This is a genomic window from Hydrogenophaga sp. R2 (assembly GCF_049843595.1).
In the GTDB taxonomy this organism is placed as follows: Bacteria; Pseudomonadota; Gammaproteobacteria; order Burkholderiales; family Burkholderiaceae_C; genus Hydrogenophaga.
In genome coordinates, this window is sequence record NZ_JBBHZN010000003.1 from 283,595 (window position 1) to 302,260 (window position 18,666).

At 68.0% G+C, this 18,666-nt stretch carries 20 protein-coding genes; 11 read left to right on the forward strand and 9 right to left on the reverse strand.

Features of this window, described 5'->3' with window-relative positions; translation table 11 throughout:
• The first annotated feature begins 79 nt into the window (after positions 1-79).
• The 8 genes from WD026_RS12670 to tfpZ all read left to right on the forward strand — a co-directional run bounded on the left by WD026_RS12670 (position 80) and on the right by tfpZ (position 8,975).
• The gene (locus tag WD026_RS12670; RefSeq protein WP_425724017.1) at positions 80-2,677 is read left to right on the forward strand and encodes a CHASE2 domain-containing serine/threonine-protein kinase; all 2,598 of its coding nucleotides are present in this window, start codon (positions 80-82) and stop codon (positions 2,675-2,677) included.
• Positions 2,678-2,689: 12 nt separating this feature from the next.
• Positions 2,690-3,475, forward strand: a complete 786-nt coding sequence (locus tag WD026_RS12675; protein ID WP_425724018.1) for a Stp1/IreP family PP2C-type Ser/Thr phosphatase — start codon at positions 2,690-2,692, stop codon at positions 3,473-3,475.
• Between the two features lie 35 nt (positions 3,476-3,510).
• Positions 3,511-4,140 (forward strand): FHA domain-containing protein, encoded by a 630-nt coding sequence (locus tag WD026_RS12680; RefSeq protein WP_425724019.1) that lies wholly within the window; start codon positions 3,511-3,513, stop codon positions 4,138-4,140.
• Between the two features lie 133 nt (positions 4,141-4,273).
• On the forward strand, positions 4,274-5,059 hold the full coding sequence (locus tag WD026_RS12685) for an MBL fold metallo-hydrolase (protein WP_425724020.1): 786 nt from the start codon (positions 4,274-4,276) through the stop codon (positions 5,057-5,059).
• A 140-nt stretch (positions 5,060-5,199) separates the two neighbouring features.
• Positions 5,200-5,694, forward strand: coding sequence for a pilin (locus WD026_RS12690; RefSeq protein WP_425724021.1), 495 nt, complete (start codon positions 5,200-5,202; stop codon positions 5,692-5,694).
• A gap of 172 nt (positions 5,695-5,866) precedes the next feature.
• A complete protein-coding gene (locus WD026_RS12695) occupies positions 5,867-6,346 on the forward strand; it encodes a pilin (protein WP_425724022.1) in 480 nt (159 codons plus the stop codon).
• A 70-nt stretch (positions 6,347-6,416) separates the two neighbouring features.
• A complete protein-coding gene (locus tag WD026_RS12700; RefSeq protein ID WP_425724023.1) occupies positions 6,417-8,189 on the forward strand; it encodes a Wzy polymerase domain-containing protein in 1,773 nt (590 codons plus the stop codon).
• Positions 8,190-8,225: 36 nt separating this feature from the next.
• Positions 8,226-8,975: a TfpX/TfpZ family type IV pilin accessory protein gene (tfpZ, locus tag WD026_RS12705; RefSeq protein ID WP_425724024.1), complete on the forward strand. Its 750-nt coding sequence runs from the start codon at positions 8,226-8,228 to the stop codon at positions 8,973-8,975.
• A gap of 9 nt (positions 8,976-8,984) precedes the next feature.
• Here tfpZ and moaC read toward each other — a convergent pair whose 3' ends face one another.
• Positions 8,985-9,482 carry a cyclic pyranopterin monophosphate synthase MoaC gene (gene moaC / locus WD026_RS12710; RefSeq protein ID WP_425724025.1) on the reverse strand — a complete coding sequence of 166 codons (498 nt, stop codon included), beginning with the start codon at positions 9,480-9,482 and terminating at the stop codon, positions 8,985-8,987.
• 58 nt (positions 9,483-9,540) lie between these two features.
• Between moaC and WD026_RS12715 the strand changes: the two genes are divergently transcribed.
• Complete coding sequence (locus tag WD026_RS12715) at positions 9,541-11,067, forward strand: M48 family metalloprotease (RefSeq protein WP_425724026.1); 1,527 nt, start codon at positions 9,541-9,543, stop codon at positions 11,065-11,067.
• A 21-nt stretch (positions 11,068-11,088) separates the two neighbouring features.
• On the opposite strand, the gene WD026_RS12720 is transcribed toward WD026_RS12715, so the two are convergent.
• Together WD026_RS12720 and WD026_RS12725 are read right to left on the reverse strand one after the other, a co-directional pair.
• On the reverse strand, positions 11,089-11,442 hold the full coding sequence (locus WD026_RS12720) for a phage holin family protein (RefSeq protein ID WP_425724027.1): 354 nt from the start codon (positions 11,440-11,442) through the stop codon (positions 11,089-11,091).
• Positions 11,443-11,452: 10 nt separating this feature from the next.
• Entirely contained in the window at positions 11,453-12,151 is a 699-nt protein-coding gene (locus tag WD026_RS12725) for a TerC family protein (protein ID WP_425724028.1), read from the reverse strand.
• Between the two features lie 189 nt (positions 12,152-12,340).
• Here WD026_RS12725 and WD026_RS12730 point away from each other — a divergent pair, with 189 nt between their 5' ends.
• Complete coding sequence (locus WD026_RS12730; protein ID WP_425724029.1) at positions 12,341-12,748, forward strand: DUF3717 domain-containing protein; 408 nt, start codon at positions 12,341-12,343, stop codon at positions 12,746-12,748.
• Positions 12,749-12,772: 24 nt separating this feature from the next.
• Here the strand turns inward: WD026_RS12730 and purB are convergent, their stop codons facing one another.
• Positions 12,773-14,197, reverse strand: coding sequence for an adenylosuccinate lyase (gene purB / locus WD026_RS12735; RefSeq protein WP_425724030.1), 1,425 nt, complete (start codon positions 14,195-14,197; stop codon positions 12,773-12,775).
• An 88-nt stretch (positions 14,198-14,285) separates the two neighbouring features.
• Here purB and WD026_RS12740 point away from each other — a divergent pair, with 88 nt between their 5' ends.
• The gene (locus WD026_RS12740) at positions 14,286-14,900 is read left to right on the forward strand and encodes a glutathione S-transferase N-terminal domain-containing protein (protein ID WP_425724031.1); all 615 of its coding nucleotides are present in this window, start codon (positions 14,286-14,288) and stop codon (positions 14,898-14,900) included.
• Here the strand turns inward: WD026_RS12740 and WD026_RS12745 are convergent, their stop codons facing one another.
• From WD026_RS12745 to WD026_RS12765, 5 genes are all read right to left on the reverse strand, one after another.
• Positions 14,901-15,347, reverse strand: a complete 447-nt coding sequence (locus WD026_RS12745) for a nuclear transport factor 2 family protein (RefSeq protein ID WP_425724032.1) — start codon at positions 15,345-15,347, stop codon at positions 14,901-14,903.
• A 3-nt stretch (positions 15,348-15,350) separates the two neighbouring features.
• On the reverse strand, positions 15,351-16,124 hold the full coding sequence (locus WD026_RS12750; RefSeq protein ID WP_425724172.1) for an SDR family NAD(P)-dependent oxidoreductase: 774 nt from the start codon (positions 16,122-16,124) through the stop codon (positions 15,351-15,353).
• Positions 16,125-16,210: 86 nt separating this feature from the next.
• The gene (locus WD026_RS12755; protein WP_425724033.1) at positions 16,211-16,750 is read right to left on the reverse strand and encodes a DUF3833 domain-containing protein; all 540 of its coding nucleotides are present in this window, start codon (positions 16,748-16,750) and stop codon (positions 16,211-16,213) included.
• A gap of 26 nt (positions 16,751-16,776) precedes the next feature.
• Entirely contained in the window at positions 16,777-18,093 is a 1,317-nt protein-coding gene (locus WD026_RS12760; RefSeq protein ID WP_425724034.1) for an MFS transporter, read from the reverse strand.
• Entirely contained in the window at positions 18,090-18,653 is a 564-nt protein-coding gene (locus WD026_RS12765; RefSeq protein ID WP_425724035.1) for a chalcone isomerase family protein, read from the reverse strand. The genes WD026_RS12760 and WD026_RS12765 overlap by 4 nt, the downstream gene beginning before the upstream one ends.
• Between the last annotated feature and the right edge of the window lie 13 nt (positions 18,654-18,666).

Consider the following 18,666-nt stretch of genomic DNA (forward strand, 5'->3'; position numbering starts at 1 on the left):
TGACCCACGCTCGCCCTGATCCGTGCCTTCTCGTTCCGACCCCTCGCGCAAGCCTCGCCGGCGCCTACGTCACCCCGACATGCTCGTGGGGGCGCTGGTGCTGCTGGTGGTCATGCTGCTGTACCTGGGTACCGATGGGGTGCAGGTGCTGGAGCGGCGGTTCTACGACCTGGCCAGCACCGCCAGTGGCCGTGAACCCAGCGACAAGGTGGCGGTGATCGCCATCGACGACCTGAGCATTGCCAACATCGGTCGCTGGCCATGGCCCCGCGAGGTGCATGCCGATCTGATCGACCAGCTGGTGGCGGGCGGTGCCAAGACCATCGCCCACACGGCCTTCTTCGTCGAACCCCAGAGCGAACGCGCCCTGGCGCCCTTGCGCGATCTGCGCGAACAGCTGGAGGGGCGCTCCAGCATGCCGGGCGCCTACAACGACCTGGGTCCGGTGTCCCGCGAACAGCTGCTCGCCTTCATCGGCCAGACCGAAGCCCGGCTCGACTCGGACGCCCGCCTGGCCCGCAGCATCCGCGAGGCGGGCAATGTGGTGCTGGGTTCGGTGTTCGAGCTGGGCGTTCCCCGAGGCCGCCTCGATGCGCCGCTGCCGGCGTTTGCCCAGCGGCGAACCCTGGGCGAGACCGCCGGCATGGGCCTGCCCGCCAGCGGCACCCTGCAGCCCCTGCCCATCTTCGGAGAGCCGGCGGCCGGCATCGGGCACCTCAATCAGCAGCCCGATCCGGACGGCGCGGTGCGCCGCGAGCCCTTGCTGGTGGACTACGACGGTTTTGCCGTGCCGTCGCTGGCGTTGGCGGTGGCTGCACACAGCCTGAACCTGGGTCCGCAGGACTGGGCGCAGCTGCCCGGCGTCGGTCTGCGCCTGGGCAATGGCGTGGTGCCCACCGACAGCGCCGGGCGCATGCTGCCGCAGTTCTATTCCCCGGTGGCCGGGCGCACACCGTTCGCGGCCGACTCGTTCTACGACGTGGTGACCGGGCGCATCAATGCCGCCAAGTACGCCGGCAAGATCGTGATCATCGGCGCCACGGCCGCCGGGGTGGGCACCTCGTTCCCGACGCCGGCCTCCAGCGCCACGGCGCCGGTGACCCTGGTGGCGCACAGCGTTTCCAGCCTGCTGCAGGGACATCACTTTGCCCGCCCGCACTGGGCTGCCATGGCCGAGACCGGTGTGGTGGTCCTGGTGGGCCTGTACCTGGTGCTGCTGCTGCCCCGCCTGCGGGCCGGGGTGGCGGCGGGTGTCACGGCCGCTGCCTGCGCCCTGCTGGCTTCGGCCAGCTGGCTGGCATTGACCCGCGCTGGCTGGTGGCTGCAGTTCATGCTGCCGCTGGTGCTGCTGCTGGTGGGGCACTTGGCCCTCACCACCCGCCGTTTCCTGGTCACCGAAACCCTCAAGCGGCGCTCCGACCAGGAATCCGCCGAGACCAACCGCCTCATGGCCCTGCAGCTGCAGAGCCAGGGGCAGCTCGACCAGGCATTTGATCGCCTGCAGCGCGTGCCGCTGAGCGAGGCGGTGGCCGACAACCTGCGCCTGCTGGCCCAGGACTTCGAGCGCAAGCGCCAGTTCAACAAGACGCTGGCGGTGTACGAGCACCTGTTGCGCCTGGACCCGACCGACACCGATACCCGGGCCCGCGTGGAGCGTGCCCGACAGCTCGCCGCCACCGTCGTGCTGGGCAGCGGCAACACCCATCCCGGCGGCACGCTGGTGCTGGGTGACGGCGCTGTCGAACAGCCCATGCTCGGCCGCTACCGGGTGGAGAAGACGCTGGGCAAGGGCGCGATGGGCGTGGTCTACCTGGGCCGGGATCCGAAGATCGGGCGGGCGGTGGCGATCAAGACCCTGGCCCTTTCCGCCGAATTCGAGGGGCAGGAACTGCAGGATGCGCGCGACCGCTTCTTCCGCGAGGCCGAGACCGCCGGCCGGCTGCAGCATCCGAACATCGTGACCATCTTCGATGCTGGCGAAGAGCACGATCTGGCCTTCATCGCCATGGAGCTGCTGTCCGGCCACGACCTCACGCGGCACACCCGCCCGGGCGATCTGCTGCCCCCGCAGCAGGTGCTGGAGATCGGCGAGCAGGTGGCGCTGGCGCTGGACCATGCGCATGCCCTGGGCGTGGTGCACCGTGACATCAAGCCGGCCAACATCATGGTCGACCCGGCCACCGGTTCGGTGAAGGTCACCGACTTCGGCATCGCCCGTGTGACCGACAGCAGCCGGACCAGGACCGGCGTGGTGCTGGGCACCCCCAGCTTCATGGCGCCCGAGCAACTGGCCGGCCAGCGGGTGGACGGGCGTGCCGATCTCTATTCACTGGGCGTGACGCTCTTTCAGCTGCTGACCGGACGGTTGCCGTTCCAGGCCGACTCCCTGGCGGCGCTCATGTTCCGCATTGCCAACGAACCACCGGCCGCACTGACCAGCCTGCGGCCCGACCTGCCGCTGGCGCTGGGCGCCTGCCTGGCCACGTCCATGGCCAAGCACCCGGCCGAGCGTTTCCAGACCGGCGCGCAGATGGCCGCCGAGCTGCGGCGGCTGGCGGCCCGGTTGCCCGATGCCGAGCCGGCGACCGGCTTTCCCACCACCCAGATCACCCTACCCTCGACCGTATCGACCGCCCGGTCCGATTCCGTCCCGGAACAACCGGATATACGGTTATAAAGCCGACCAATCATGAACTTTGAGTATTTCTGTCTCACCGACACCGGACTGGTGCGAGACAACAACGAGGACTCGGTGGCCCTGGACACCGAGTCCCACATCGCCGTCCTGGCCGACGGCATGGGCGGCTACAACGCGGGCGAGGTGGCCAGCGCCATGGCCACCGGATTCATCAAGACCGAGCTGGGCCGGTGGATCACCGAGGGCGGTTTCGAATCCAGCCCGCGGGAGCTGCGCCGGGCCATGGAGGTCTGCGTCGACAACGCCAACCGCTCCATCTTCAATGCCGCCAACGCCCACGCGGGCTACGCCGGCATGGGCACCACCCTGGTGATGGGCGTCTTCCTGGCCGGCCGGGCCATGATCGGCCACGTGGGCGATTCGCGTTGCTACCGCCTGCGCAAGGGCGAGTTCGTGCAGATCACCCGCGATCACTCGCTGCTGCAGGAGCAGATCGACGCCGGCCTGATCTCCCTGGAGCAGGCCCAGTTCGCCACCCACAAGAACCTGGTCACCCGCGCTCTGGGCGTGGAGGACAGCGTGCAGCTGGAGGTCAACGAATTCCGCGTCGAGGACGACGATCTTTTCCTCTTCTGCTCCGACGGCCTGAGCGACATGGTCAGCGACGAGCGCATGGCCACTCTGCTCGTCACCGCCGGGACGCTGGAGGAAAAATGCCACGCTCTCGTGGATGCGGCCAACGACGCGGGCGGACGGGACAATATTTCTGTGATACTGACGCACGCAAGTGACCGTCAGGCTCGCAAAGGCCTGCTTTCACGCATGCTCGGACGATAAACACCTCAAAAACGGACAGGACACAGGAGTCGGCCATGCCGAAAATGATCGTTTCCATCGACGGCGTCGTCATCAAGGAAGTGCAGCTGACCAAAGACCGCACCACGCTGGGTCGCCGTCCGTACAACGACATCGTCATCGACAACTTGGCCGTCAGCGGCGAGCATGCCGTGCTTCAGATGGCCGGCAGCGCAGTCACCATCGAAGACCTCAACAGCACCAACGGCACCTACGTCAACGGCAAGGCGGTCAAGAAGCAGTCGCTGGCCAACAACGACACGGTCGAGATCGGCAAGTACAAGATCCGCTTCATCCAGGACGGCGCCGAGGCGCCCGTTGAGTCCTACGAGAAGACCATGGTCATCAACGCCGGCAGCGTGGTGGGCGCCAGCGCCGCCCCGGTGGGCAATGCCGCGATACGGGTGATGTCGGGCTCGGCCGCCGGCCGCGAAGTGCCCCTGGTCAAGGTGGTCACCACCATCGGCAAGCCCGGTGTGGCCGTGGCGGCCATCACCCGCCGCCAGAGCGCCTATGTGATGGCCGTGGTGGAAGGCGTGGTTCGCCCTTCGGTGAACGGCCAGGCCCTGGGCGAGGAAGCGGTCGAGCTGCGCGACGGCGACCTGCTGGAGCTGGCCGGCACCCAGATGCAGTTCGTGCTGCTCTGACCCGGACGCCCATCCCGGAACGTCTGTGGCGTTCGGGAACCGGGTTTTTGCCAAATAAGTCCTGTTCGGCGCGGATCGCAGCGGTTAGTCTGGCGGATCGCGTTTCCCGATCCGACCCGAGTTCCGCCCCAACATGAAAGTCCAGGTCCTGGGTTGTTCCGGTGCCATTGCGCATGGCTGCCGGACCACCGCCTTCCTGCTGGATGACGACGTCCTCGTCGACGCCGGTACCGGTGTGGGCGACCTGCCGCTCGACCTCATGGCCGGCATCGACCATGTGTTCATCACCCATGCGCACTTGGACCATGTCGCGGCACTGCCATTGATGCTGGACGCCGTGGCGTCCGGCCGGCTGGCCCGTGGCGCCGGCGCCATCCATGTGCATGCCCTGCCCGAGACCATCCAGGCCCTGCGCACGCACCTGTTCAACGGGCTGATCTGGCCCGATTTCACCGGCATCCCCAGCACCGGGAACCCTCTGCTGGTGTTCGAGCCCCTTCAGGTGGGCGACACCTGGACCGACGGCCGCAAGACGGTGGAAGCCCTGCCGGCGGTGCACAGCGTGCCGGCGGTGGGGTATGCGGCCTGGGGGCAGGGCGGCGCCTGGGTGTTCAGCGGCGACACCGGCCGCAACCCCGCGTTCTGGGCGCGCGTGAACCAGCTGCCCGTCGCACAGCTGGTCATCGAGACCGCCTTCAGCGACCGTGAGGCCGACCTGGCGCGCCGCAGCCAGCACCTGGCGCCCGGCACGCTGTCGGAAGAACTGGCGTCCATCCCGCCCGGTGCCCGGTATCCCGTCTGCATCACCCACACCAAGCCGGCCGAGACGGAACTGATCATGGCCGAGATCCTGCGCCTGGACGCCGCATCGCGCCACGACATCCGCTGGCTTCAGGCGGGCGAGACGTTCGAGTTCTGAGTCTCCTGACCGGCTGTCCCGCCCACTCGCCGCTCCATCGCCCATCAGGATGGGCGTACAGAACCCCGTCACTCAGCTGAGCCACCGAATCCTTCGGTGGCGCGACCCCCGGGTCGTCCTTCCTCTCCCAAGGAGTCAGCATGAGTCTGTCTGCGAAACCTGGCCTCATCCAGCGCGGTTTCACCCTGATCGAACTGATGATCGTGGTGGCCATCATCGGCATCCTGGCCGCCGTGGCCCTGCCGGCCTATCAGGACTACACCGTGCGGGCGCGGGTGTCGGAACTGATCCTGGCGGCGTCGTCCTGCCGGGGGTCGGTCACCGAAACCATCCTCAATGCCACCACGGCCTCGGCACTGGCCACCGCACTGCCCGGCTCCTGTTCCGTGTCACCCACCAAGATGGTGTCTTCGGTCAGTGTGGACGCGACCAATGCTGCCATCACGGTGGTGGGCAATGCCGCCAACCTGGGCACCGGTGCCGGCACGTCGATTCGCCTGAGCCCATACGTATCCAGCGGTCAGTTCAACGCGGCCAACCATGCCGGTCAGGTCATCAGCGAGTGGCGCTGCGGCCCAGCCACCGGCAGCAACCCGATCGATGCCAAGTACCTGCCAGGGTCCTGCAGAAACTGACGCCCTGCGGCGAATGACAAAAATTGTTACGGCCGCCGGTTCCGAAGGTGGTCAATTTTTGTCACCTGGGTCGCTGTGTGTGATGTTTTTGGCACTCAACGGGGCGGTACGGGCTGGCACGCAACCTGCTGAAACACTCGCGTCCTCAACCCGAACCCCTTTAGGAGTCTTCATGAAGCGTACCCTGCAAAAAGGTTTCACCCTGATCGAATTGATGATCGTGGTGGCCATCATCGGTATTCTGGCTGCCGTCGCCCTGCCCGCTTACCAGGACTACACCGTGCGTGCACGGATGTCGGAAGTCGTGCTGGCGGCTTCTTCGTGCCGGACTTCCATTACCGAAGCCATCCAATCGGCACCCGCAAACACCACCATGGCATCCATGGTGAACGGCACTTGCAACGTGGCACCCACCCGCTTTGTCTCAGGCGCAACCGTGGACACCACGACTGCCGCGATCACTGTGCAAGCCACTTCCCAAGTTGGCGGTACCGTGACGGATACCGCAGCGCATTCCATCACCCTCCGGCCCTTCACGTCTGCAAACGCCACCCCCACTGCTGGGCAGGTCATTGCTCGCTGGGCTTGCGGCCCTTCTGCCACCAACGGCGTTGATCCGCGTTTCCTGCCGGGCTCGTGCCGCGGCAACTAAGCCTGATCTAGCAAAAATGGGCCGCGCGAGCGGCCCGTTTTTTTTGTACTTTCAATAAGCCCTGTTCATGATGCAAACCTCGGCCGCAACCCGCCTGAAGCAGATCGAGGATGCATTGGCCGCATTCCTGCTATCGCTGGTGTGGCTGGTCCCCAACCACCAGCTGCCCTGGACCGCGTTTCACCATGAGCTGCTGGTGGCCCTGGCCCTGGGTGTCATGTTCTTGCTGCTTGGAGGGCAGGCGCGGCAGGGACTGAGATGGCCCCTGTTTGCTCTGGTGCTCATGGCGCTGGCGGTGGTGCCCTGGCTGCAATGGGTGGCAGGGTTGCTGCCAAAGTCCGGCACTGCGTTTGTCTCCAGCGTCTATATCGCATGCTTGGCGCTTGCGGTGGTGCTGGGATTCAGTGCACGGGGCTCGGCCGCCGTTCGTACCACAGGAATCCTGTTGCTGGCACTGGTACTGGCCGCCCTGCTCAACCTGCCTATCCAGTTGATCCAGTGGTTTCAGCTCTACCCGGATGACATGACGTCGATTGCGTCGATGCTGGTCACGCCGATCGCTCGCGAAAGCCGGCCCTCGGGCTCGATTCTTCAACCCAACCTGCTGGCGACGCTGCAGGTCTGGGCCCTGCTCGGGCTGACCTGGTGGCACGTCGAGCGGCGGCTGCATCCGGTGGTGTTCCTGCTGGCCTTTGTGCTCATGGTAGTAGGTCTGGGCTTGACGCAGTCTCGTGCCGGCTTGCTGGAGATGGCCCTGTGCACGGTGGTCCTGGCCACCCTGGCCCGCCGCTGGGCGGGCTCGGCGGTATGTGTCACCTGGGGCGTGATGCTGGCACTCCTGGTGGTATGGTCCCTGAACTTTCAAGCGGTGGCCGACGCGCTGGGTGTGCCAGGTTCCACCGAAGGGCGCCTGTCGGCTGTGGATGGCGCTCGCATCGATGCCTGGCTCGCATTTGGTAAGGCGGTGCTGGCCAGCCCTTGGTGGGGTTATGGCGTCACCGATGTGGGTTATGCCTATTTCCTGCGCGCAGATGTCGAGCCCCTGCTCTACATCGGTCAGCGGTTTGGTCATGCCCATAACGTGATCCTTGATCTGATGCTGTGGGTTGGGATGCCGCTGGCCCTGCTGCTGACAGTTTCGGCGATGGTGTGGGGCTGGCGTCGGGTCAAGGACGCTGTGGTTACGCCCGCTTTGTGGATTCCACTGCTGATCCTCCTGACATTGACGCTGCACGCCATGCTGGAGCTGCCGCATCAGTACCTCTATTTGCTGGTGCCTGCCGGCATCTGTATCGGTCTGGTGTGCGCATCGACGGGTGCCCGGGAGTGGTTTCAGACATCCCGCAGGATGAACTCGCTGGTCGCTGCGGCCGTATTTGCCACGGCCGCAGCGACCGCATGGGACTACTTCCCGTATCAGGAGCGGTTCAACGAATGGCGGTTCGACAACGTCAATATCGGCTATCGGTTGAACAATCCGATCAAGTCGCCACTGGTACTGAACCAGCTGCACGATGAACTGGTCATCTACCGCATGGACCTGGATCGGCCACTGGATCCAAAACAACTTGAGTGGATGCAGGAAACGTCGCGCGCTGTCACAACGGCGCCAGCCATTTACAGGACAGCTCTGGCTCTGACCGTGGCCGGTCGAACCGACGAGGCCCGGCTCTGGATGAGCCGGTACAACGCCATCACGCCGCCGGAACTTGTTCAACAAACCCAGTTGATCTGGGCTCGGGATCGGCGCAAGCATCCGGAGCTGGCCGCGGTCGACTGGCCACCCTACCAGGGCCGCCGCTCGACATTCCGCTTCGAACCCGAGCCGTTGTCGGCGCGATAATCCGGCCGCCGCGCAACAAGCCCCTCACCGTTATCCATGTCACGACGAATCCAGTGGGCCGGAGCCCACCTTGCTGCCAGCCTGCTCATCACGTCAATGGTGGCCGCCCTGGTCTTTCTGGTCTGGTTCCCCCACCCGTTCCGCGAGCTGGCGGGCGGCGTCAAGTTGTTCCTGATCATCGTCACGGTCGACGTGATCCTGGGACCGGCAGCCACATTGATCGTGGCGAATCCGAAAAAGTCGTTGAAGGAGCTGCGGCTGGACGTGGCCTTCATCAGCCTGTTGCAGATTGCAGCGCTGGCCTACGGCCTGTGGACCATGGTGCAGGCGCGGCCGGTGTACATGGCTTTCGAGGTTTCACGCTTTCGCGTGATTCATGCGGTGGACGTCGATCCGCAGCTGCTGGCTCAAGCCCCAGCAGAGTGGCGCCATCTCCCGATGGGCCGCCCCCAGCTGGTGGCCGTGCGTCCTTTCCGGTCGGCGCAGGAGCAGTCCGACGCCATGTTCGCCGAACTGGGCGGCCTCACGCTCGGCGCCCGCCCCGACTTCTGGATGCCCTACGCCGACGCCGTATCCGCCGTCAAGGCCGAGGCAAAGCCGCTGGCCGAGCTGCTGCAGCGCAAGCCCGAGGCGCGCGCAGCGGCCGAGGCCATGGCGCGGGATCTGGGGCGTCCGTTGGATGGTCTGCTGTACCTGCCGGTGGCGGGCCGCAACCTGTTCTGGACCGCGCTCATCGACGCCGCATCGGGCATGCCGCTGGATTACCTGCCGGTCGATCCGTACTGACCACGCAGGTCAGGTGGCCACAAAGTGGCCGCTCTTGCCGCCCAGTTTTTCTATCAGGCGCACGCCGTCGATGGTCATGCCGCGGTCCACGGCCTTGCACATGTCGTAGATGGTGAGCAGGGCCACGCTGGCGGCGGTCAGGGCTTCCATTTCCACGCCGGTCTGCCCGGTGCATTCGGCACGGGCGGTGCACAACACGCTGTGGCCCTCGGGCTGGATCTCGAACTCCACCGCCACGCGCGTCAGCGCAATCGGGTGGCACAGGGGGATGAGGTCGCTGGTCTTCTTGGCGGCCATGATGCCGGCCAGCCGGGCCACGCCCAGCACATCGCCCTTTTTGGCGGTGCCGCCCTCGATCAGCGCCAGGGTGGCCGGCAGCATGGTGATGCGGCCCTGCGCGACGGCCACGCGGTGTGTACTGGCCTTGGCCGCCACGTCGACCATGTGGGCCTGGCCCTGGGCGTCGAAATGGGTCAGGGGTTGAGCGGAAGATTCTGTGACAGACATGGGGCGGCTTTTACGCGGGGTTCGTTGAACCGGTCATCGGACGCGGCATCATACGGGCATGAAGATCCGTCCGCTGGCCTCCCTGGGTCTGGTTCTGGCCCTGTGCACCACCCTTCCCTTGTCGGCCCAGGTGGTGCGGGACGGGCCCCGGGCGCAGGCCCTGCCCAGTCTGGGCGAGGGCACCGGCATGTCCCTGTCGGCCGAGCGCCGGCTGGGTGACCGCATCGCCACCCGCATCTACCGCGACCCGGACTACCTGGACGACCCGGTGGTGGGGGACTATCTGGAAGCCCTGTGGCGCCCCCTGATGACGGCGGCCAGGCAGCGTGGCGAGATCACACCGGAGCAGTCCGAGCGGCTGGCCTGGGAGCTGATGATTTCCCGGGAGCGCGCCGTCAACGCATTCGCCCTGCCCGGGGGCTACCTGGGCGTGAACCTGGGGCTGCTGGCCCTGACCGAGCGACCCGAAGAAGTGGCCTCGGTGCTGGCGCACGAACTCAGCCATGTGTCGCAGCGGCACATCTCGCGGCTGATCGAGAACGACGAGCGCATGGCCCCGTGGATGCTGGGCGCCATGATCCTGGGTGCCCTGGCGGCGGGCTCCAACCCGCAGGCGGCCGGCGCGGCCATCATCGGCGGCTCGGCGGTGGCGGCCCAGAACGCGCTGAATTTCTCGCGCGACATGGAACGCGAGGCCGATCGCATCGGCTTCGGCGTGCTCACCGAGGCGGGTTTTGATGGCCAGGGCTTCGTGACCATGTTCGACAAGCTGCAGCAGGCCTCGCGGCTGAACGACGACGGCGCCTTCCCCTACCTGCGCAGCCACCCGCTCACCGGCGAGCGCATTGCCGACATGCGCCTGCGCCTGCCGGTCGGGCCGCTGGCGTCGGCCGCGCCGCGGCCGGGACAACCGTCGATGGCGTTCCATGCCCAGGTGTCGGCCCGGGCCAAGGTGATGTCGGAGAAAAGTCCGGACCGCTGGCGGGCCCTGCTGGCCAACGGCCAGGCCGCCGACGCCGGCATCGGCCCGCGCTATGCCGCTGCCTTGTCGGCCTTGCGGCTGGGGCAGCGCGACCGGGCCATCGAGCTGGCGGAGCAGCTGCGCCGCCAGGTACCGGCCGATGGCCGGCCCTGGGCGGATGCCCTGTTGCTGGAGATCCTGCTGGCGCCGGGCCAGCTCTCGCCCAACCACACGCCCCGTCTGGCCGAGCTGCGCGATGCGGCCCTGGCCGGCGGCTCGCGCAGCGCCGTGCTGCTGGGCGCCCAGGCGGCGCTGGCCACGGGCGAGCCGGGCAAGGCGGCCGGCCGACTGCAGGAGTGGGTGGTGTCGCGACCGCGCGATGCACAGGCCTGGCAATTGCTCTCTCGGGCGCACCAGGCCCAGGGCCAGGTGCTGCGCTCGGTGCGGGCCGACGCGGAGGCCCGCGCGGCCCAGCGGGACTTCAGCGGCGCGCTGGAGCGGCTCAAGGCGGCGCAGGCCTTGCCACCGGCGCAGCGCAACGCCGATCCGATCGAGCTGGCCATCGTGGACAGCCGCCGGCGCGACGTGGAACTGCTGTTGAAGGAATCGATGCGCGAGGACTGAGCCCCGCGCCTGCCGCCAGACTCAGCGGCCGAAGATGGCCCGCATGGCCTGGTCGATCAGGAGCGAGAGCACGGAATAGATCAGTGAGCCCAGCAGGGCGGCGCCGAAACCCGCCACAAAGAAGCCGTCGAGCACGCTGGCGGCGGCCCAGAACAGCAGGGCATTGATGACGAACAGGAACAGCCCCAGGGTGACCACCGTCACCGGCAGGGTCAGGATCACCAGCACCGGCCGCAGCGTGACGTTGAACAGTCCGATCACGGCGGCGGCCAGCAGGGCCGAGGGGAAGCTGCGCACCTCCACCCCGCTGTAGAGGTAGGTGACCGCCAGCAGCGCGCAGGCGGCCAGCAGCCAGCGGACGATCAGGCGGCCCATGGCGCGGCGATCAGGTGGAGGCCGCGTTGCTGGCGGCGCGGCGGTTGTGCAGCCAGCCGGCGGCCAGCACGCCCACGATCACCACCGCCACCACAGCCCAGTACAGGGCGTTGGCAGAGCCCTCGGGCTTGAAGATGTCCTTGAGCATCTGCTCGTTGACCATCATCTTGCCGGCGGTGAAGGCCAGCACGCCCGCGCCCACGTACATGATGGCGGGGAAGCGCTCCACCAGCTTGAGCACCACGGTGCTGCCGAAGACCACGATGGGAATGCTCACCAGCAGGCCGATGACCACCAGGTCGAACGAGCCCTGGGCGGCGCCGGCCACACCTAGCACGTTGTCGATGCCCATGACGGCATCGGCAATGATGATGGTCTTCATGGCGCCCCAGAAGGTGGTGGCGGCCGGTCCGTGCTCGTCGCCATCGCCCTCGTCCTCGGCGATCAGCTTGTAGGCGATCCAGATCAGGGCCAGGCCGCCGACCAGCATGAGGTAGGGGATCTTGAGCAGCCACACCACGGCCAGCGTCATGGCCGAGCGGACGATGATGGCACCCACCGTGCCCCAGATGATGGCCTTCTTCTGGTGCTCCTTGGGCAGGTTGCGGGCGGCCAGGGCGATCACGATGGCGTTGTCGCCGGCGAGCACCAGGTCGATGAGGATGATGGCCAGCAGTGCTGACCACCAGGCGGCGGACATGAATTCCATGCGGTTTCTCCAGGGGTTGCGGCCGAAGGTCCTGCCCGTCACGCACGGACTCCCCCCCCCTCGGCAAAGTCCGCCATTTTATCGGGGGCGCCTGCGGCGGGTGTACGCATTTGCCGCAAGTCCTTGGGCCTGCAGTCGCCTCGGAGATGTCCGGATGGCTATCATCGGCCTCCCTTTGGCATACCCCCCATGGCCGGCATCCACATCTCCGACATCGAAGCCGCGATCAACTACTGGCGCGAACGTTCGCCGTCCCCGGACGGCGTGTCGCTGGCCGCGCCGCTGCGCGCGCTGGCCGAGGTGTATGCGTTGTTGGTGTACTTCCACGAGAGCGAGGCCGACGAGCGCACCTTGCCGGCTGCGGCCCGCGAGGCCTGGCTGGCCTGGTACGCCAGCACGCCCGACACGCCCTGCATCGCCATCTGCTCCACCAGCCAGGGGGACGAGGTCTGCAAGGGCTGCGGCCGGTCGTTCGACGAGGTGCAGCGCTGGACCGAGATGACGCCCGGCGAGAAACGGGCCACCTGGCGCCGCATCACCCTGGAGGGCGATGCCTGGCGCTTCAACCGCTACGCCGAGCGGGTGCTCGGCAACTGAGTGGCTGACCGTGGCGGGCGGGCTTCAGACCCGGCGGGCCAGTTCGGCCGCCTTGCCCACGTAGGTGGCCGGGGTCATGGCCAGCAGGCGGTCCTTCTCTGCCTGGGGAATCTCCAGGCTGCGGATCAGGCCGTGCAGCGCCTCGGCCGTGACCGTCTTGCCGCGCGTGACTTCCTTGAGCTTCTCGTAGGCGCCCTGCACGCCGTAGCGGCGCATGACGGTCTGGATGGGTTCGGCCAGCACTTCCCACGAGGCGTCGAGGTCGGCGGCCAGCGCTTCCTCGTTGAGCTCCAGCTTGGCCAGGCCCACGCCGAGCGCGTGGTAGGCCAGCACCGCGTAGCCCAGGGCCACGCCCATGTTGCGCAGCACGGTGGAGTCGGTCAGGTCGCGCTGCCAGCGGCTGATGGGCAGCTTTTCCGAGAGGTGGCGCAGCAGCGCGTTGGCCAGGCCCAGGTTGCCTTCGGCGTTCTCGAAGTCGATCGGGTTGACCTTGTGCGGCATGGTCGACGAACCGATCTCGCCCGGCTTGAGCTTCTGCTTGAAGTAGCCCAGGCTCACATAACCCCAGATGTCGCGCGAGAGGTCGATCAGGATGGTGTTGGTGCGGGCCACCGCATCGAACAGCTCGGCCATGTAGTCGTGCGGCTCGATCTGGATGCTGTAGGGCTGGAAGGTCAGGCCCAGGCCCAGGGGCTCGGCGGTTTCCACCACGCGGCGGCTGAAGGCTTCCCAGTCGAAGTCGGGCCAGGCGCTGAGGTGGGCGTTGTAGTTGCCCACGGCGCCGTTCATCTTGCCCATCAGGCGCACGCCGGCGATGCGTTCGCGGGCGGTCTGCAGGCGCACCACCACGTTGGCCAGTTCCTTGCCCACGGTGGTGGGGCTGGCGGTCTGGCCGTGGGTGCGGCTGAGCATGGGAACGGCGGCAAAGGCCTGGGCCATGTCGCGCAGTTTGTCGATCACGCCATCCAGCGCCGGCAGCAGCACCAGCTCGCGCGCGCCCTTGAGCTGCAGGGCATGGCTGGTGTTGTTGATGTCCTCGCTGGTGCAGGCAAAGTGCACGAACTCGGCGGCGCGCTCCAGCTCGGGCCGGGCCTCGAACTTGGACTTGATCCAGTACTCCACCGCCTTCACATCATGGTTGGTGGTCTTCTCGATGGCCTTGATGGCTTCGCCGTCGGCTTCGCTGAAGTTCTTCACCAGGCCCAGCAGGTAGGTGCGGGCGCCGGGCGACAGCGGCTTGAACTCCTCGAAACCGGCATCCGACAGGGCGATGAACCAGGCGATCTCCACCTGCACCCGGCGGTGCATGTAGCCCAGCTCGCTCATGAGCGGGCGCAGGCTGGCCAGTCGGCCGGCGTAGCGGCCGTCCAGCGGCGACAGGGCCGAGATGGGGGACAGGCTGGCCGAAGAGCCAGGGGCAGAGGCGGGGGAGGCAGGGGTCGGGCGCATCCCGGGATTGTAGGAGGCCGGCTGTCAGCGTCGTCAGGGGGTGCGTCGCTAGAATCGATCGTCCGAGCAATACCCCCCACCGTCCAACATGAAACTCATCGGAGCCATCACCAGCCCTTACGTGCGCAAGGTCCGCATCGTCATGGCCGAGAAGAAGCTCGACTACCAGTTCGTGCAGGAAGACGTCTGGTCGCCGGACACCACCATCATGGCCTCCAACCCGCTGGGCAAGGTGCCCTGCCTGGTCATGGAGGGCGGCGAAGCCGTCTTCGATTCCCGCGTGATCGTGGAGTACCTCGACACCCTGTCGCCCGTGGGCAAGCTGATCCCGCCCAGCGGCCGCGAGCGCGCCGAGGTCAAGACCTGGGAGGCCCTGGCCGACGGCGTGCTCGATGCCGCCGTGATGGCCCGCCTGGAGGCCACCTGGGCCGGCCGCACCGACCAGCAGCGCAGCAAGGCCTGGATCGACCGGCAGATCGCCAAGATCGAGGCCAGCCTGAAGTCCATGAGCCAGGGCCTGGGCGACAAGCCCTTCTGCTCCGGCAACCACCTCACCCTGTCCGACCTGGCCGTGGGCTGCGCCCTGGGTTACCTGGATTTCCGGTTCCCGGTCATCAACTGGCGCGATCCCTATCCCAATCTGGCCCGCCTGGCCGAGAAGCTCAACCAGCGCCAGAGCTTCATCGACACCCGACCGGTCTGATCATTCGCTGGCGCGGCGCTTGAGCCAGCGCATCAGGCCGCCGACCAGGGGCAGCTTCTCGTACAGCTCCTCGGCCGCGTCCCAGTAGTCGCGGTGGTCAGCGATGCGGCCGTCGTCGGCGAGCCGCAGGTGCGAGCCACCCAGGATGACCTGTTCACGCTGCGTGTCGAAGCGCCGGAACCGGAAGCGGAACTCCCAGGCCAGGAACACCTGCGCACCATCGACCACCCGTTGCGTGACCACGAAGCGCGGTTCGTGCAGCGAGGCATACATGTGCTCGAAGATGCCGCGCACGGCGGCCGTGCCGCGCACCTCGTTGAACGGGTCCTTGAAGCGGGCGTCGGGTGTGTAGAGCCGGTCGATCTCGCCCAGCGAGGCCGGCGACAGGTGCTCGAAGTAGTGGCAGATGCGCTCGGTGGCGGCGCGGGCGGCTTCGGTGTCCAGCATCGTTCAGAGCCCGGTGAAGCGCCGCACCAGCGGGAAGAACAGCCGATAGGGCAACAGCCGCAGCAGCTTCATGAAGTGGGTGAAGCGCTTGGGGTAGTGGATCTCGAACACGCCCTTGCCCCAGTCGGCCACCATGGCCTGCGCGGCCTGGGCCGGCGTGATGAGGGCCGGCATCTGAAACTGGTTCTGCGCGGTGAGCGGCGTCTGCACGAAGCCGGGGTGCACCACGCTCACGCCCACGCCGTGGGGCGAGAGGTCGAGGTAGAGGTTCTCGGCCAGGTTGGTCAGCGCGGCCTTGGTCGGGCCGTAGGCCAGGCTCTTGGGCAGGCCCCGGAACCCGGCCACGCTGCTGATGAGGCTGATGTGGCCCGCACCGCGCGCCAGCATGGCCGGCACCACGGCATCGAGCACATGCAGCGCGCCCTGGTAGTTGATGACCCAGTGGCGGTTGAGGTCGGCCATGTCCATGGCGGTGGCCCGCATCTCGCGGTAGTGGCCGGCGCAGTAGACCACCAGGTCCAGCGGGCCTTCGGCCAGGATGGCGCGCGCGGTGGCGCTCACCGCTTTGGCGTCGGTCACGTCCAGCGGCCAGGCCTGTGCGGGGTGGGGACCGCCGTGGCGGGCGGCAAAGGCCTCCAGCGCCTCGGCACCACGGGCCGACACCAGCACCTGGGCGCCGCGTTCGTGCAGGGCCTGGGCGCACGCTTCGCCGATGCCGCTGGAGGCGCCCACCAGCCACACGCGCCGGCCGGTCCAGTCGGTGAGCGGCGGGTTCATGGCGGCCCAGAAGCCGCGCGAGGGGCGGGTGGCTTGCGGGCTCTGGCGGGGCACCACGGTGCCCCGGGTGTCGGTGGCGGTGCGGTTCATGGTGCGCGCTTCACGAAGCTCAGGGTGACCTCGCCCAGGCGGATGCCGAACTTGCTCATCTCGGCCTTGTTGAGCATGACGCGGTCGTCCATCAGGTACATCCAGTCGTCGAACTGCACCTCCCAGACCTTGCCGTCCACCGGCAGGGCCAGGGTATAGCCCCAGCGGAAGGCATTGCCCTTCGTTTCGCCGATGGCCTCGCCCACCACGTCGTCGGCGCGGCCGACATACCGGCCGTTGCCCAGGTGCTTGAGGCGCCAGATGCGTTTCTGGGTGGTGCCGTCGGAGTAGATGAAGTCTTCGTCGAGCACGCCTTCGTCGCCGTTCCAGGTGCAGCGCATCACCACGGTGAAGCGCTTGACCACCGCGCCGGAGCGGTCGGTGAAGATGCCGTAGGCGTCCAGCGTGCCGTTGAAGTACTGGCGCAGGTCCAGCACCGGTTTCTCGGCGGCGTACTGGCCGATCTGGGGACCGGCGCAGCCGGCCAGGGTGGCGGCACCGGCCAGACCGGCTGCCAGCAGGAGACGTCGTTGCATGGTGGGGTTCCGTTTCAGCAAGGGTTTCAGACAGGTTGGGGCGTGTGCGCGGTGGTTCGGCGGATCACCAGCCCGTACAGGGCCGCACCGGCCAGCAGCTTGAGCACGCAGGGCAGCAGGCAGTAGGCGGCGGTCAGCGTCATGAGGGCCTGCGGGTCGCGCGAGCCGGGCTCGTAGCCCAGCCAGGCCAGCACCGGCAGGGCCATGCCGGCGGCCAGTGCCAGGTTGAGTTTGGCGGCGAAGTTCCACCAGCCGAAGTACGCGCCTTCGCGCCGGCCGCGTTCGCCCAGATCGCCGATCAGGCCGGCCAGCAGCGCGCCCGGCACGGTGAGGTCGGCGCCCAGGGCCATGCCGGAGAGTGCGCACACCACGATGAAGGGCACGATGTCACCGGTGCCCAGCGTGGCCGCCCACACGAACACCAGCACCGACAGGCCCATGCCCAGCAGCCAGCTGCGCGCCAGGCCGAAGCGGGCCACCGCGCGCACCCACAGCGGCATGGACAGCGCCGCGCACAGGAAGTAGGTGCCCAGGAAGGCCGGCTCGATGGACGTGGGCGCCTGCAGCCGGTCCTGCACGAAGAACAGCACCAGGGTGGCCGGTACCGCGCTGGCCGTGCCGTTGATGACGAACACCGCCAGCAGGCGCACGAAGGCGCCTTGGCGCAGCGGCGAGGGGCCTTGCACCGCAGTGCCGTGCAACGGTTGCAGCGATGCGCTTGGCCGCAGGCTGCGGCTCCAGGCCCACCAGCCCAGGGCCAGCAGCAGCGCAAAACTGCCCACCATGGCGCCCAGGCCCAGCGTGCCCGGCAGCACCGCGGCAATGAGCACGCCGCACAGGCCCAGGGCCTCGCGCCAGGCCACCACGCGGCTGCGCTGGGCCTCGGTGCCGCCCAGCCGGGCGCCCCAGGCCTGGTGGGCCACGCTCATCACGCTGAAGACGGTGTAGCTCAGGGCCATCACCAGCCCGGCCCAGCCCAGCAGCAGGGTGCCGCCGTCGCGCACGGCGGCCGGTGGAAAGAACAGGGCCCACAGGCCGAGGGCCAGCAGCACGGCGGCGATCCCGCTCACGCCCAGAACGGCGCCCGGCGAGCGCGCAGCCAGCCGGTCGCACCAGCGGCCGATGATGGGGTCGAGCACCGCATCCACCAGACGCGCGGCCAGCAGCACGGCACCGAGTGCCGCCAGGGGCGCACCGAACTCGCGGGCGTAGTGGTTGGGCAGCACCACGTACAGCGGCAGGGCCACAAAGGCCAGCGGCAGGCCCAGCAGGCCGTAGCCCAGCCCGTGGCGCCAGGCGCCCGGGCCGATGAAGCGCGCGGCCGGGTCCTGCGGGGTGTTCATGGGGTGCGCGGCGTGGCGCCCGCCACCGACTGCAGCAGGGTCTCGCGCATGCGGGGCTGCGAGGTGCGGGGCGAGAGCCAGATGCCGAAGAACTGGCGCGAGAAGGCGTCGTCGGCCACTTCGCCGAGCAGTCGGCCGTTGAGGTAGAAGCGCGCACCGCTGCCCGGCACATGCACGCCGGTGATGCGGTCGCCCTTCTTCACGTTGGGGAACAGGTCGGTCATGGCCTTGAGCCAGGCGGCTGCGCGGGTGTCGTCCAGCGGTGCCACGCGGCGCATCTCGTCGATGGAGCGTTCGGCGATGTCGGCGCCATCGAAGTTGCGCAGGTAGGCCAGCTCCAGGGCGAAGCGCTGGTCGCCGTAGCGCGCGGCGTCGAAACCCGGGCGCGCGTACAGCGTGGCGTCGTACACGTCGAAGCCCCACACCTTCAGCCGGGCCTGGCCCACGCTGGCCTTGTCCTGCAGGGCGGCGGTCAGCGTGGGTTCCGGCGGGTTGGCCAGGGCCGGCAGGCCGGGCAGCAGGGCCAGGGCGCAGAGCAGCGGTGCAAGGCGGTGGGTCATGCCGGTCCTCCGT